This window comes from Streptomyces sp. LE64 (assembly GCF_052606915.1).
In genome coordinates this window covers 6,157,905-6,172,286 of record NZ_CP199708.1, presented here as the reverse complement: position 1 = coordinate 6,172,286, position 14,382 = coordinate 6,157,905, and the positions used below count along the sequence as shown (strand labels likewise).

Genomic DNA, 14,382 nt, shown 5'->3' with positions numbered 1-14,382 from the left:
CCTCGGGCCGTTAGGAGAGGGACGGCTGGGGTGCGCCGGACCTGGGTCGCAGCAGGGTGCCGCTGTGGTCCGGGGCGTGCGCACTGACCCCGCTGATCCGGGCCAGTACCCGCCCGTCGTCGGAGGTGGCGGTCAGGACGCCGTCGGCGTAGCCGCCGTACAGCCGGACACCGGGGTGTTCCGCTCCGATCTCGCAGTCGTTGCCCGGACCGCCGAGGTCGACGGCGTCGAGTCCGGCCATGGGGCCGAACACGGGCGGGCTGCCGCCGGGGGGCGGGAGCAGCAGCAGGTGCACCATGGCGTCCAGCAGGATCGCCGGGACGGTCGTCCCGGCCAGGACCGGTGCCCAGGTCTCGTGGTCCAAGGCGAACCGGGCGCTGTTGCCGTCCGGCCCCCGGGCGTGGTCGTGGGTTCCGGCGAACGGACCGGTCAGTGAGATCGGCGCGTCGGGGGCGTAGACGGGCACCGCGAACCAGGGTTGCGGCCGGTGGGCGGAGACGTCCGGCGGCGTGGGGAGCTCGGGGAAGCGCTCTGCGAGGAGGACCGTCGTTCCGCACAGCGGGTCGTTGAACCGCAGCACCTTCCCGTTCTGACCGACGCGGTGTGCCGTCATCCGTACGGCGACGCGGGCTCGGTCGCGCCCCTGATCCACCACCCGGGCCTCGACCGTGACGGTGCGCGGTGGCCCCGAGGCCCTGACGGTGACCGAGGAGCGGCAGTCGAGGTTTCGGAAGCCGGTGACGACGAGCCCGGGGCGCAGGACGGCGGCAGCGGCCGCAGCCGCCTCCAGGACGAAGGTGCCGGGCAGCGTGTGCTCGCCGTTGACCCGGTGGTGGCGCATCCACCGTCCGTCGCCCTCGGCGTGGGTCCGCGGGTCCCAGGTCTTGGTGAAGACGGCCCAGTCGCGCCCCCGGTGGAGGACGCCGTCGAGCAGCGGCGAGGCCAGCGCCGGGCCCGGTGGGGCGGGCGGCGGCGCGTCCGGGGCGGGCGGCGGCGCGAGGACGGCGCCGGGGCCCGGGCCGGGGCGGCGACCGCCCGCACCGGGGCCGGGAAGCTCGATCCCGCGGCCGCCCAGCAGGGCGCGCTCCTCGTCTCGTGCGAAGAAGGTCACCCCGCCGGCTGGAGCGTGCGCCAGGACCGAGAGGAACTGCGCGCGTCCCTGTGCGGTGCTGATGTATGCGTCCATCCGGTTGCGCTTGAGGGTCTCCCGCATGGTGGTGGTGCTGGCGACCCCGACCTCCCGCCAGCCGCTCCACAGGATCGCGGTCTCCTGGTGGCCGTCGGGGGCGTCCCGGTGGGCGCGGGCGCTCGCGTACGCGAGGTACTCGTTGACGGCGCAGTAGTCGATGTCGCCGGGCGCGGGCGCGACCGTCGCGAGGGTGCTGAAGTTGCACCAGATCCGGGGCGCGTGCCCGACGAGGGCCCGCTTGAGGGTGCGGTACCCGGTCGCCTTGGTGGCGCGGACCGCCCGGAAGTCGGTCAGCGTCTTGGCGTGCAGTGCGCGTGACCGCAGGTCGAGGACGGAGTTCACGAGCAGGTCGATCCGTCCGTGCCGGTCCAGGACCTCCCGCAGCACGGCGGCGGTCCGGTCGGCGTCGAGGACGTCGCAGATCCGGTGGTGCACCCGGCCGGGACCGCACGCCTCCACGAGCCGGTCCACCGTCCGGCGCACCTCCAGCCGGGCCAGGACCCGCTCGTAGCGGTCGCGCAGTTCTCGCACCGGCACGCCGGGGTGTTCGCGCCGCCCGGCGAGGATGAACTCGGCCTGGGACGGCAGGGGCTCTCCGGACTCCGACGGCGGTGTGCGGCCGATGACGTACACGTGCGGGCGTTCGGTGGCGCGGGCGACCGCGTGAACGAGTTCCGGGGTGATGCCCCGGGCGCCGCCGAAGGCGACCACGACCCCGCCGGGCGGCAGCGCGGCCGCGCTCGCCGGGACTGGTGGCGCCGGATCGTCCGCGGCCGCGAGGACGGACCAGGAGTCCCCTCGGCAGGCGACGGTGTGCGTCGGCACCCGGACCGCCGCCGCCCGCGCCAGCAACTCCAGCGCGGTGGCGGGGTCCGTCGCGTCACTGAGCAGGGCGATCCCCTCGCACTGCGGCACTTCGGCCCGGACGGAGCGGATCAGTCCGGTGAACAGACCGCTCAGCGGCGGGGGCAACGCGTCCGGACCCGCGCCCAGGAGCAGTGCGCTGAGCGAACCACCGGAGCGCAGGGCCGGTAGCGCCGCCTGGAGGGTGGTGAAGGCGAGGTCTTGGAGGTCTTCGAGGCGGGCTGCCCCGGGCGGATCGTCGGTGCCGTCGTGGTCGGGGAGCCGGGTGAGGATCCTGACGTGGCGCGGGATGAACGGCAGCCCGGCCAGGGCCTCGGCCGCCTCCTCGGGCGGGACATGGCAGGTGCCTGCGACACCGGGTCCGGGCGACCAGACGGCGGTGTCGGGGCCGGTGGAGAGCACCGCGAGCTCCGGCAGGTCGGTAAGGACCACCGTGCCGGACGGGATGGCCGGTCCGTCTCCCGAAACGGGGGGAGGGACCGTCGGGACGAGCGCGAGGGTCTGCCGTCGACCGGTGAACTCCTCCTCGGAAGCGGCTCGTTCCAGGCGGAACGCATCATCTACCGGTTCACCGGGAGCCGTGCCGAGGGCCTCCCTCGGCGCGGCGGAGACGGGCACGGTCGCGGTGGCCCGGCTGTCCGGCGTACCGTTCGCCGGTTCCGGCGCGCCCGGCGGCGTGAACCGGATCAGCGGGGAGCCGGCCGCAGCGGGAGCCACCGTCGCGGCCGTTGCGGTGACGACGCCCCGGACCACCGCGAGCAGGGCGTCGAGCGACAGGTAGGTGTGACCTGCGTCCGCCAGCACGGGCAGGGTGTGCGCGGGCATGACCGGGTCCGTCGACCCGGCTCCGTCGACCGGGGCCGAGAGCGTTCCGAGGATCGGCAGGCCGTGCTCCCGGGCGGTGGAACGCCGGGCGACCGCCACGACGGCCGCGCCCTCCGCCACGGTCCTGCCCTCCGGCACCAGACCGGAGAGATGCCGGTCCCAGCCGCTGATCGGGCGCAGACAGACCGCGCCGACGAGGGCCAGGTCGCATGCCTGGTGCCGGAGTTGGCGCAGGGCCAGGTCGACGGCGGTGTGCGCGGAGTCCCGGTGGGAGTAGACGCTGGTGCCGAAGGCCCGCAGGTCGTAGTAGTTCGCGGCCGCCCGGACAGGATGCAGGAGACCGCCCCGGTGAAGTCGTCCTCGTTCAGGTCGCCCGGGATGACCCCCTCGGCCTCCGCCATGCCCTTCGCCAGGTACTCCCTGAGCGTTGCGACCACCTCGGGGTCGGGCAGGATGTCCAGCGCGTCGGCGCACTCACGGGCGTGCACCCGCAGGGCGGCCCGGGTGTTGTGGGTGGTCGGCAGCGCCGAGCCCACGATCACCGCCGTGGCGGGCCGCAGGCCGGTGCCCGCCTCTCCCAGCCCGTCGAGCAGCGGACGCAGGGCCTCCAGCATCATCAGGTGCGCCGCGTCCATGTGCCGCATCGTCAGCGGGGGGATGCGGACCTCACGGGGAGACGGCAGGGGGTACGGGGAGCCGAACCACGCCTCGGGGCGCGGGCCCCCACCGTCCAGCCAGGCGGGCACCGAGGCGGTGTCCAGACCCGGGAGGTGGGTACTCCAGCCCACGACGACCAGCTCCTCCGCCGCCGCGTCGGGACCGGGGGCGCGCCGCCCGGCGGGGGCGGCTGGGGCCGCTCGGTCCGAGAGGACCACGTGGGCGTCCGCACCGCCGAGTCCGAACGAGGACACCCCGACCACCCGGGGCCGTTCGTCCGACGCGGGCCAGGGCACGTCGTCCACCGGCACCGTCAGGCGCGTCCCGTCGCCCAGGAGCGGGTGCGGGTCGGTGACCGCGGGCTGCCCGGGGACCGTTCCCCGCTCCAGGGCCACCAACGCGTGAGCGAGGGACACCAGACCGGCCAGCACCCCGGTGTGGCCGAAGACCTGTTTGTTGGAGGTGAGCAGACAGGCCCGTGCGCGGTGCTCGGGCAGCCCGGCGAGCAGCGACCGCAGCTCGGTCTCGTCACCCACCGGCGTCCCGGTGCCGTGGGCCACCACCCAGTCGACGTCGTCGGCCGTCACGCCCGCGTCGGCCCAGGCACGGGCGATCGCCTGCTCCTGCCCGCGGGTGGCGGGCGCGTGGATGCCCTTGCCCCGGCCGTCGGCGGCGAGGCCGCTGCCCCGGACCACGCCGAGGATCCGGTCGCCGTCGGCCACGGCCCGCGCGTAGGACTTGAGGACGAGCAGGACGGCGCCCTCGCCGATCAGCGTGCCGTCGGCCGACCGGTCGAAGGGACGGACCCGGCCGCTCATCGAGATGCCCTGTGCCCGGCAGAAGAGGGTGAACCCGATCGGTTCGATGATCGAGGTGCCCCCCGCGAGCGCCACGTCGCAGGAGCCCTCGCGCAGCGCCTTGACGGCCGCGTCCACGGCGAACAGGCCGCTGGCGCAGGCTGCGTCGAGGGTGAGGTGCTGGGTGTCGTCCGGGGCGAGGCCGCGGAGCGCGTCACGGACCACGGACGCGGGCAGATAGTCCTTCGGGTCGCCGCCGTCGCCGCCGTAGTAGGCGCTGATCGCGTGGTCGGCCAGCTCTGCCAGCCACTCGCTGTCCTTCCCCTCGGGGATGGCCCCGCGCACCATGCGCCGGTATTCGTCGCCGAGGACGACCCCCTGGGGTCCGAGCCCCGTCTGGTCGTGGATGCCCGTGGTCGCAGTGAACCACCGGTCCGCGGGGTGCAGCCGCACCCCCTTCAGTGCGTGGACCGCGCAGTGCCGCAGCCACCGGGTCGTCCGGGGTCGCCCCGGATGGTCCGCGTTCCCGTCGGGTTCGGCGGTGGATGCGGGATCCGGTACGAAGGTGTGTACGTACCCCGCCTCCCGCACGTAGAAGGCGTCCGTCATCTCCCGGGTGGGGGCCCAGAAGTGGTCGAGGTCGAAGGCGGACGGCTCGCTGAAGAGGGAAACGCCCTCCCGTAGCCGCTCCCAGAACTCGTCCGTGTCGTTGGCGCCGGGCAGGACGACGCCGAGACCGACGACGGCGACGGCGCCGGGGTCGGGGTCGTCTGCGGTCGAGGTGCCGTGCGCGGCGGCCCGGGCGGGCGCCGGGTCCGGTGCGGACCCGCCCGCCGGGACCGCACCGGTGGGCACCGGGGCCTCGTCTGACGGCGCGGTCCCGACGGGGGATTCCGGGAGGGGCTCCGGGCCGGCCTCCGTCGGGGGCGCGGCCACGGGCGCTGCCGGGGGGCCGAGGCCGGATCCGGGAAGGAGGTCGACGGGGGGCTCGACGGGCGCGCCGGCGCGCTCCGCGTGGGTCTCCACGAGGGCACTGGCTCCGGCCCGGGCGGGTTCCGTAGCGGAAACCTGGTCCGCGAACCTGCTCCGGAGCTGGGTTCCCTGCATCCCCGCGATGCTGATGCCGCCGTCCGCGACGATCGTCTGGCCCGTGATGAAGCCCGCGTCCTCGTGCAGCATGTGGACGATCAACCGGGCCGCCTCCGGGGTCGAGAGCCGACGGCGCATCATCTCGTGTGCCTCGGGCAGCCCTCCGAGCAGTGTCCGGGGGTCGTCGAGGTTGTCGAAGATCTCGCTGACCACGGTGCCGAGCAGCACCGTGTTGACGCGGATGCCCGATCCAGCCAGTTCGAGCGCCAGGTAGCGGACCAGGGACTCCAAGGCCGCCTTCGTCACGCCACCCGGGCCGTACCCCGGGATCGGCTGGTGCGCCCCCACGGCGGACAGGCAGAGGATGCTCGCACCCGGGCGCCCGGCCATGAGCACGGCGGCCCGCCGGGAGCAGTGGTAGGCCGCCATCACGTTGGTGGACCAGGCCCGCTGCCAGTAGACGTCGTCGACGTCGAACAGCGGCAGGAATGCACCGCCCGCAGCGTTGTTCACCAGGATGTCCAGGGCGCCGTGCCGCTCCTCGACGAGGTCGAACATCCGGTTGATCTCGTCGGTCTTGGCCACCGAGGATCGGATGAACTCGCAGCTGAGACCGGCCTGTTCCAGCTCGGCGCGGAGCTGCGCCGCTCGTTCGGCCGAGTGGAAGTAGTTGACGACGACATGGGCGCCGCCGTGCGCCAACTGACGCACGATGTCCGCTCCCAGGCTTCTCGCCGCACCGGTCACGAGCGCGATCCGGCCCCGTAGGGCGCCCGGGGAGACGGAGGGACTCACGAGGGTGGTCATCGCCCGGCGGCCTCCGCCCAGGAATCCGTGACCGCCCGCGCGATCCTGCCCAGGGTGCCGGAGGTGAGCAGAGAGGTGTTCTTGATCAGGTCCGGCAGCTCGTACCGCTCGGAGACCCGCTTGAGCAGGACGACCTGCTTGAGCGATTCCACGCCGAGCTCGGACTCCAGCCCGTCGTCCTCGCCGAGCAGGTCCGGCGGGTAGCCCAGGAAGTCCCCGTAGATGGAGCGCAGTTCGGCCAGCACCGTTTCATGGTCGAGTCCGGCGGCCCCGGACGCCGCCGGGGCGGGGGACGGGGGTGCGGCGGTGGCCGGGCCGAACGTGGTGACGGGCCCCGGGGCCCTGCGGGACGACGGCGCCAGGGTCACGGGCGCGGGTATCGTCACGGTCCTCGGTTCCGCCGCGCGTGAGGAGGCGGTGTCGTGGGCGACCGGAGCGGGGCGCGGAGGGGCGGGCGGGCGCACGGACTTCCTCTGCTCCGGCGCGCGCGGCGGGTGGGGTCCCTCGGCGGTGGAGTCCGCCGCCAACGCCCGTACGGCCGCGCAGGGATCGCTCTCGCTCAGTGGCACCAGGCACCGCACGCCCGGTACGGACGCCTCGACGAACTTGGTGACGACGGGCCACTCCCCGCACTCCACGAAGACGTCGGCGCCCGCCGCGTGCAGTTCGCGGATGGTGTGCAGCATCCGGACCCGGGCCGTGAGCGCGCCCGCCACCAGGTCCACCGGGTCCTCGTCACCGATGTCTCGCCCCAGCCAGGGCGAGCGTACCCGCCAGCGTCCGCCCCCGTAGGGCACGCGGGGTGCGTCGGCCCTGAGCAGCCGGGCCCCCTGTGCCATCGCGGGCGTGTGGGTGGGGTGCGGGACATCCAGCCGCAGATGGGACCAACCGAACGCGTCGGCCACCCGCTCCACGCGGGCGATCAGCGGCTCGGGCCCGCTGACGACGCTCTGCCGGGGCGCGTTCTCGCAGGCCAGCACGAGGTGGGGGTCGTCGACCAGTCCGGCCAGCGTCTCGGCGCGGCGCCCGTCCACGCCGATCGCGAGCATCTTCCCGCTCCAACCCTGGAGGGTCAGCGCCCGGGACCTGGCGACGGCCAGCCGTGCCGCGTCCTCCACCGACACGTGCTCGGCGGCGGCCAGGGCCCACAGTTCGCCGATGCTCTGTCCGACGATGGCGACCGGCTCGACTCCCTCGGCGACCAGCATGTGGTGGGTCGCCAGGGTGACGGCGAAGATCTCCAGGTACTGGACTTCGGGACCGCGCCGGTCACTCGCTTCGGTCCGCCCGGTCAGACGAAGGCTGATCGCGGGCAACTGCAACTCCCGGGCCGCCTCGTCGATGCGGGAGAGTGCCTCCCGTACGCTCTCGTAGCGGTGGTGGAGGTCGCGGAGGACGCCCCCCCCCCGAGGGGCAGCCACCGTACCGGGGATGACAAAGACGGAATCGACCACGTACATCACTCTCATCTCGGTCTTGGCCGTCGACGACGTCGCTCGGCATACCGGGGGGCGTAGGACGTGGGGGTGGCACACCGTGCCGCCGCAGCGCGGTCGCCCGCGCTCTGTGCGTCTTCACCCGTTGATGGCGACGCGGTCCGTGGGCACGGCCCCTGGGCCCGCGCTCGACGGACCGTCGGAACCCGCTCCACCGCGGACACGACGTCGAAGGAATTCGGTCAGTTCTTGCTGCGCTGTCGGGAGCCCGATTCACTCGGACGGGGTCCATGGAATTTCTGTGCGAAAATCCGCGAGGGGGTGGCAGAATTCCGGCGCCGACCTGCTGTCCGGCGTCATTCGACCGGCCCTCAACAGGAGGCGTTCGATGAGTTCCGAAGAAAACTAGGCGGATCAAAATTCAGTTTTCACGGCCGGAGCCTCGACGTCAATCGAACCCTTGATCGTGGCCGATAACGGCCCGTCTGGGTCCCGGCGAGAAGGCGGCGGAACCGTCACGGCACCGTCGGCGCAGGGCGACCCGCAGCACCGCGCAGAGGCGGAACGCACAGGCCGCCGGGGCCGCCTTGCGGCACGGACCTGCCGTGGAACTGCACCTGACCAGCGCACGGAGAAGGTCCGGTCCTGCCCGTCGCGAACGAGACGGGACACCCTGCCGGGCAGGCCGCGCCACATCCTCCCGCAGCTCTCCGCACTCGCTCGACGACACCTCGCCGAATGGGGCGAGCAGTTCCGTGGCCGTTTCCGTCCGGCCGGACATGGCGTGACGGCTCCGGACAACTCCTCTGCGGTCCACAGTTCCGGGGGCGCCCGGAACCCGGGCCTTTCTTTCCCGAGTCGACGGGTTCGCGCTCCCCGCGCTCTCGGGTGGTGATTTCCTTGCGCTGCGCCGGGGACATTCACGCGCGCCGCGCCGGACGCCGTGGTCGCGGGCGGGGGCGGCGACGGGGTGGCCCTCCAGGCGCGCGGCGCGTACGGCCTCGGGGCGCCGGCGCCGAGCGGTGGGGGCGTGGACAGCGGAGCCTCTTCGAGCCGCGATCCGTTCCCGGAGGTGGGGGCGGTCGGACGGACCCTGCTCCGGCGTCAGATGGGTCACCCCTTCCGAACAAAGCGACATAAGGGTAGGCTCACCTAAGTTGATCATTGTGTGTGGTGGAGGAGATCGTGATCGAAGCGCGCTCGGCGCGCCGGGCCCCCCTGGAGGTTCGACCGGCGCGGCAGCGGCTGACAGGTGTCGGCAGCCTCCGTCGCTGGGCCGGGCTTCTCGTGCTGCTGGGAGTGGTCGCGCTGGCCGTGCTGCTCTCCATCGCCCTGGGGACCAAGCCGCTCACCCCAGGCCAGGTCTGGCACGGGCTGTGGAGTCCGGAGGGCCTGGAGGCTGACGTCATCGTCCGGGACCTGCGCCTGCCGCGCACCTGGCTCGGGCTCGTGGCCGGTGCAGCGTTGGGGGTGGCCGGCGCGCTGATGCAGGGTCACACCCGGAACCCCATCGCCGATCCGGTGGTTCTGGGCATCAGCGCGGGAGCCGGAATGTGTGTGGTTGCCGCCGTCTTCCTGCTGGGCGTCTCCGGCCTCCACGGCTACGTGTGGTTCGGATTCCTCGGTGCCGCCGCGGCCAGCCTGCTGGTTCACTCGGTGGGGCGCCTCGCTCGGGGCGGCGCCACTCCCGTCACTCTGGCGCTGGCGGGTGCGGCCGCGCACGCTCTCTTCACGGCACTCACCGCGGGCATGGTGTTGATCGACCGACAGGCTCTGGAGGTCTACCGGTTCTGGACGGTGGGCACCGTCTCCGGCCGCCCGGTGGAACTCGTCGTGCAGATGCTCCCGTTCATCCTGGTGGGTCTGGCGCTGGCCGCCACCAACGCCGGCGGGCTGAACGCCCTGTCACTGGGCGAGGACGTGGCCCGGTCCTTGGGCCTGCGGGTGGGACTCACTCGGGCGGTCGGCATGACGGCCATCACCGTGCTGACCGGCACTGCGGTCGCCGTCTGCGGGCCGATCGGCTTCGCCGGGCTGGTCTCCACGCACATCGCGCGGTACTTCACCGGACCCGACTACCGTTGGATCCTCGTCTACTCGGGTCTTCTCGGCGCCTCCCTGGTGGTCCTCGCCGACACCCTCGGCCGTCTGGTCGCCCGCCCCGGGGAGCTACAGGTCGGCATCATGCTCGCGCTGATCGGCGCCCCCGTCTTCATCTACCTGGTGAGCCGCCGAAAGCCCGTGCAGCCATGACCCTTCCCATGACGCCCGGACCGCGTTCCTCAGCACCCGCGGACACCGCCGCCGAGCACGACGGTCCCCGGCCCCGTCGTCGGCCGGCCGTTCTCGGCCGCCGGCCGTTGCGCGCCGGCCCGCTCTCCCTCGGCTGGCGCCCCCGGCAGGTCCTGGTGCCGCTGCTGATCGCCGCAGCGCTCCTCTCGGCCGTTGTGGTGAGCACCGCCCGGGGCAGCAGTTCCCTCTCCGCCTGGGAGGTGGCCCTGCGGCTGCTGGGCGGGGGCACTGCGGACCACGACTTCGTCATCTTCGAACTACGGCTGCCGCGCGCTCTGCTCGGTGTTCTGGTGGGCGGCGCGCTCGGACTGGCAGGAGCGATCGTCCAAGGCATCGCGCGCAACCCACTGGCCAGCCCCGACATCCTCGGGATCACCAGCGGAGCCGGGGTCGGCGCCGTCACCGTGATCGTCCTGGGCGGTTCCTACGGCAGCGTCAGCGGCCCGCTGGCCGACATCGGCGTTCCCACCGCTGCCGTGGGTGGCGCTCTGGCCGCCGCCCTGGGCATCTACCTGCTCGCGGTGCGGCGCGGAATCTCCGGCTACCGGGTGCTGCTGGTCGGCGTCGGGGTGAACGCCGTGCTCGGCAGCGTGCTTTCCTGGCTGCTGGTCAAGGCCGACATCGTGGACGTCGGTCGGGCGCTGGTCTGGCTCAACGGCAGCCTCGACCAGGGCACCAGCTGGTCCGTCGTCCGAACCACCTCCGTGGCGCTGGCCGCGCTGATGCCCGTCGCCCTGATGCTCTCCTTCACCTTCGGGGCCCTCGTCTACGACGAGGACACCGCGCGGGGCCTCGGGGTGCGCATGACCGGGGCCCGGGTGGCCCTGCTCCTCGTCGCCGTGCTCCTCACCGCCACCGCGACCGCGGCGGCCGGGCCGGTCGCCTTCGTCGCACTGGCCGCACCACAGCTCGCCCTGCGGCTGACCCGCACCGGTACGCCACCGCTGCTCGCCTCGGGCCTGTTGGGGGCAGCCGTCACCGTGTGGGCCGATGTCCTGGGCCGTACCGCCTTCGGCGATCTGCAACTGCCGGTCGGCGTGGTGACGGCCGCACTCGGGGCGCCCTATCTGCTCTACCTGCTCGTCCGCAGTGGAAAGGCGGCGCGTACCTCATGACCGGGACCATCAAGCCGGGCAAGGCGACAGGGGTGTCCCCGCCACGGGGACGGAAGGCGGCCGGAGGGGATGCCGCTCCGGTGCGGCTGCAAGCACGGGGGCTCACCTTGGGCTATGCGCAGCGCCCGGTGATCGAGGGGCTCGACCTGGAGATCCCGAACGGTTCGTTCACCGCGGTCATCGGCCCCAACGGCTGCGGCAAGTCCACTCTGCTCCGGGCCTTCGGGCGGCTGATGAAGCCACGCGCCGGCGAGGTGCTGCTGGACGGCACCCCGATCCACCGGATGCCGACCCGACAGGTCGCGCATCTGGTCGGCCTGTTGCCGCAGTCCCCGGCGGCGCCCGAAGGAATCAGCGTCGCCGACCTGGTGGCCCGGGGCCGGCATCCTCACCAGAGCTGGTACCGGCGCTGGACCAGCGAGGACGAGGCGGTCGTGGCCCGGGCCATGCGGGCCACCGGCACCTACGAGTTGGCGGAGCGGAGCCTGGACGAACTCTCGGGCGGGCAGCGGCAACGCGTCTGGATCACCATGGTGCTCGCCCAGGAAACCGAGTTGCTGCTGCTGGACGAACCCACCAACCACCTGGACCTGGCACACCAGGTGGAGGTTCTGGACCTGGTGCGGGCGCTGCACCGGGACATCGGGCGCACCGTGGTGCTGGTGCTGCACGATCTGACGTTGGCGGCCCGCTACGCGGATCGTCTGGTGGCGATGAAGGAAGGGCGCATCGTCACGCAGGGCACGCCACGGGACGTGCTCACCGAGGAGATGCTGGCGGAGGTCTTCGGGCTGCGCGCCCGGGTCAGGCACGACGAGGAGACCGGTTGCCCCCTGGTCATCCCGCTCAGCCGCTGAGCGGAACAGGACGGCTGAGCGGAACGGGACGGCGGACGGAGCCAACCGGGGCTGGAGCCGGGAATCGGCCACGCTCGCCCCCTGCCGCCGGGGCCCCGTCGGGTGCGGGTCCCCGGGCACGGGCGAGAACGCTTCCGTACGGTCGCGAGTTCGGGAGGCGTGCCGATCCGACACGAGGGCCCACTCCCGCCGGGGGACGGGGTGGGCCTCACGCGAACTCCTGTGCCGTGCCGCGCCGTTTCAGCCGGCGGCGGTGTCGGCTGACGCCGTCCAGGCGGGCCGTCCCATCCGGGGCAGCGGTCGCCCGTCGCGGACCCGTGCGTACAACGCGATGTGACGGTGGCGCACCTGCACCTCGCCCAGCAGCGCGGCGTCGTTGTTCTCGATCATCTTGCGGGAGGCGGAGTTGGCCGCGTCGGGTTCGAACACCACGGCGTCACAGGCGCGGTCCCGCTCCAGGAACTCCTCGGTGATCTCGCCGATGATCCGGGACCCCAGGCCCCGGCCGGTGTCGGCCGTGTCGGCGATGGCCAGGTGGACGCTGAGGTCGTGGGGCTGAGCCTGGTAGTGGTGGCCGACGATGTCCTGGGCCATCCGGTAGAACTCCATGTAGGCGAGGGGGCGCCCGTGCTGTTCGACGACGATGGGTCGTGAGTAGCCGGTGCGCAGCTGAGCCTTGATGTGGGCGTCCCACCGCTCCAGTGGCCAGTCGTACTCCCAACCCTTGGCGGTGTGCGGCCGGTTCATCCACTCGCAGATCATCTCGATGTCGCCGTTGTCCGTGCGGGCGTCGCGGAAGTGCAGTTCCCCGCGGTGGAAACCGGTGGGCGGCGGTGGGACGGCAAGCCAGGAGGCGGGCAGTCCGTCGGGGGCGTAGCGGGGCAGTACAGGGGTGCTGGCATTCACGGGAGTGCTCCATGGAGGGGGCGGGTGTCCGAGGTGCGGGGCTCCTGCGCGGGACATCTACGGCTGCCGGTCCGCCGGCTGCGTTCTGTCCGCCCTGCGGCACGTGGGGCGAGCGGGGCTCGGGACCACGCGGGCCGGCCGCTCAGGACGGGCCGGACGTCGTGAGGCGGCTGCCGGGGATTTTTCAGTACGGGAGGAGGCGGAGGCAAGCGTGCTCCCGTGAGGCGAAGATCACGTACCGCCGCTCCCCCGGGGGGCGAGGCCCTCGGCGACCGCGATGCGCGGTGCCACGGCCCGTGTTTCCGCGGTGGTGCCGGCGGTGGGACGTGCACACCTGGCCAGTGATCAACTTAGGTAAGGCTTGCCAAAGTAACGATGGGTCGATTAGCGTCCTGTTTCAGCCAACTCGACCACTCGAAATGTCGAGTTGGCCGGGGGAACACGTGCTCCTGCGTCACGTCGTTCCCCGGCACGGCCCTGTCCCTGTGGGTGCCCGTGCCGTTCCGCACGGAGGGTCGGCCGGACCCCAGTCCGTGATGTCAGGCGCCGCCACCGGACGCGCACCACAGCGCTGACCGAGGGCAGGCGGCCCCCGTCCGCCCCGCGCGGCCACCATCCCCTGCCAGAAAGGGTGTTCTCCACGTGCGATCGCACATCCTCGGACAGATAGAGCTGGATGACCGCCGGCTTGCCCCGGACCTCGCCTACCTCGCTTCCGTGCCGCGCGGGGAGGAGGGCTACGACGAGTTCAGCAACGGGTACTGGAAGAACATCCCGCTGTGGAACGCCAGTGGCGACGCCCGGGACGACCTGTACCGGGACATCTCCTCGCCCGCCCAACTCACCGAGCACGGCAAGCAGACCGGCTACCTGCGGGAACTGGTGGAGAGCGTCTTCGACACCGACCGGATCACCATGGTCCGCACCCGCAACCTGGTGGACGCCGTGGTGATCCCCCACCGGGACTTCGTCGAGTTGGAGCGGGACGCCGAGCAGTACTTCCGGGTGCTGATGTTCCTGGAGCCCAACTCCGCCGCACTGCACTCCGAGGACGACACCGTGCTCAACATGCGCCCCGGGGAGATCTGGTTCCTGGACGCCGGGGCGGTGCACGCCGCCGCCAACTTCTCGGCGGACAGCAGGCAGATGCTCTGCGTCGACTTCGCCTTCGACGGCCCGTACGAGGAGGCGGACGTCTTCCGCGACAAGTCCTACCACCGACCTGGTGCCGAGCCCCGGATCATCGAGCGCCCCCAACTCCCCGCCGAGCGGCGGGAGGCGATCCTGAAGCTCGGCGAGGTGGTGGACCGCGCCAACTTCAAGGAGTTCCTCTTCCTCCTCTCCAAGGTGCACTTCCGCTACGACGTACCCGCCGAGGAGACCTACGGCTGGCTCCGCTCGATCGCCGAGTCCTCCGGGGACGACCTGCTGGTGCGCAACGCCACCGAGCTCCGTGACTACGCCATCGGCGCCCGCACGCTGAGCGAACGCTTCTCGTTGAGCTCCTGGTCCTAGGGGATACGGGCGCCATGGGGTGCGAACCGGCGC

At 72.7% G+C, this 14,382-nt stretch carries 8 protein-coding genes; 4 read left to right on the top strand and 4 right to left on the bottom strand.

The features are described from left to right. Positions 1-10: 10 nt before the first annotated feature. The 3 genes from ACSMX9_RS27530 to ACSMX9_RS27520 form a co-directional block, all read right to left on the bottom strand. Positions 11-1,900 (bottom strand): KR domain-containing protein, encoded by a 1,890-nt coding sequence (locus ACSMX9_RS27530; protein WP_445403113.1) that lies wholly within the window; start codon positions 1,898-1,900, stop codon positions 11-13. Between the two features lie 839 nt (positions 1,901-2,739). Beyond that, on the bottom strand, positions 2,740-6,228 hold the full coding sequence (locus ACSMX9_RS27525; RefSeq protein ID WP_445397979.1) for an SDR family oxidoreductase: 3,489 nt from the start codon (positions 6,226-6,228) through the stop codon (positions 2,740-2,742). Beyond that, positions 6,225-7,649, bottom strand: a complete 1,425-nt coding sequence (locus ACSMX9_RS27520; protein ID WP_445397977.1) for an acyltransferase domain-containing protein — start codon at positions 7,647-7,649, stop codon at positions 6,225-6,227. The genes ACSMX9_RS27525 and ACSMX9_RS27520 overlap by 4 nt, the downstream gene beginning before the upstream one ends. Positions 7,650-8,837: 1,188 nt before the next feature. On the opposite strand from ACSMX9_RS27520, the gene ACSMX9_RS27515 reads away from it, so the two are divergent. Genes ACSMX9_RS27515 through ACSMX9_RS27505 form a run of 3 tightly spaced genes read left to right on the top strand, consistent with a single transcriptional unit; the run spans position 8,838 to position 11,928 of the window. Next, the gene (locus tag ACSMX9_RS27515; RefSeq protein WP_445397976.1) at positions 8,838-9,917 is read left to right on the top strand and encodes a FecCD family ABC transporter permease; all 1,080 of its coding nucleotides are present in this window, start codon (positions 8,838-8,840) and stop codon (positions 9,915-9,917) included. 8 nt (positions 9,918-9,925) lie between these two features. Next, positions 9,926-11,071, top strand: a complete 1,146-nt coding sequence (locus tag ACSMX9_RS27510) for a FecCD family ABC transporter permease (protein ID WP_445397974.1) — start codon at positions 9,926-9,928, stop codon at positions 11,069-11,071. Then, positions 11,068-11,928, top strand: coding sequence for an ABC transporter ATP-binding protein (locus tag ACSMX9_RS27505; RefSeq protein ID WP_445397972.1), 861 nt, complete (start codon positions 11,068-11,070; stop codon positions 11,926-11,928). The genes ACSMX9_RS27510 and ACSMX9_RS27505 overlap by 4 nt, the downstream gene beginning before the upstream one ends. 240 nt (positions 11,929-12,168) lie before the next feature. On the opposite strand, the gene ACSMX9_RS27500 is transcribed toward ACSMX9_RS27505, so the two are convergent. Next, positions 12,169-12,834 carry a GNAT family N-acetyltransferase gene (locus tag ACSMX9_RS27500; RefSeq protein ID WP_445397970.1) on the bottom strand — a complete coding sequence of 222 codons (666 nt, stop codon included), beginning with the start codon at positions 12,832-12,834 and terminating at the stop codon, positions 12,169-12,171. Between the two features lie 642 nt (positions 12,835-13,476). On the opposite strand from ACSMX9_RS27500, the gene ACSMX9_RS27495 reads away from it, so the two are divergent. Next, a complete protein-coding gene (locus ACSMX9_RS27495) occupies positions 13,477-14,349 on the top strand; it encodes an aspartyl/asparaginyl beta-hydroxylase domain-containing protein (protein WP_445397968.1) in 873 nt (290 codons plus the stop codon). The last annotated feature ends 33 nt before the right edge of the window (positions 14,350-14,382 follow it).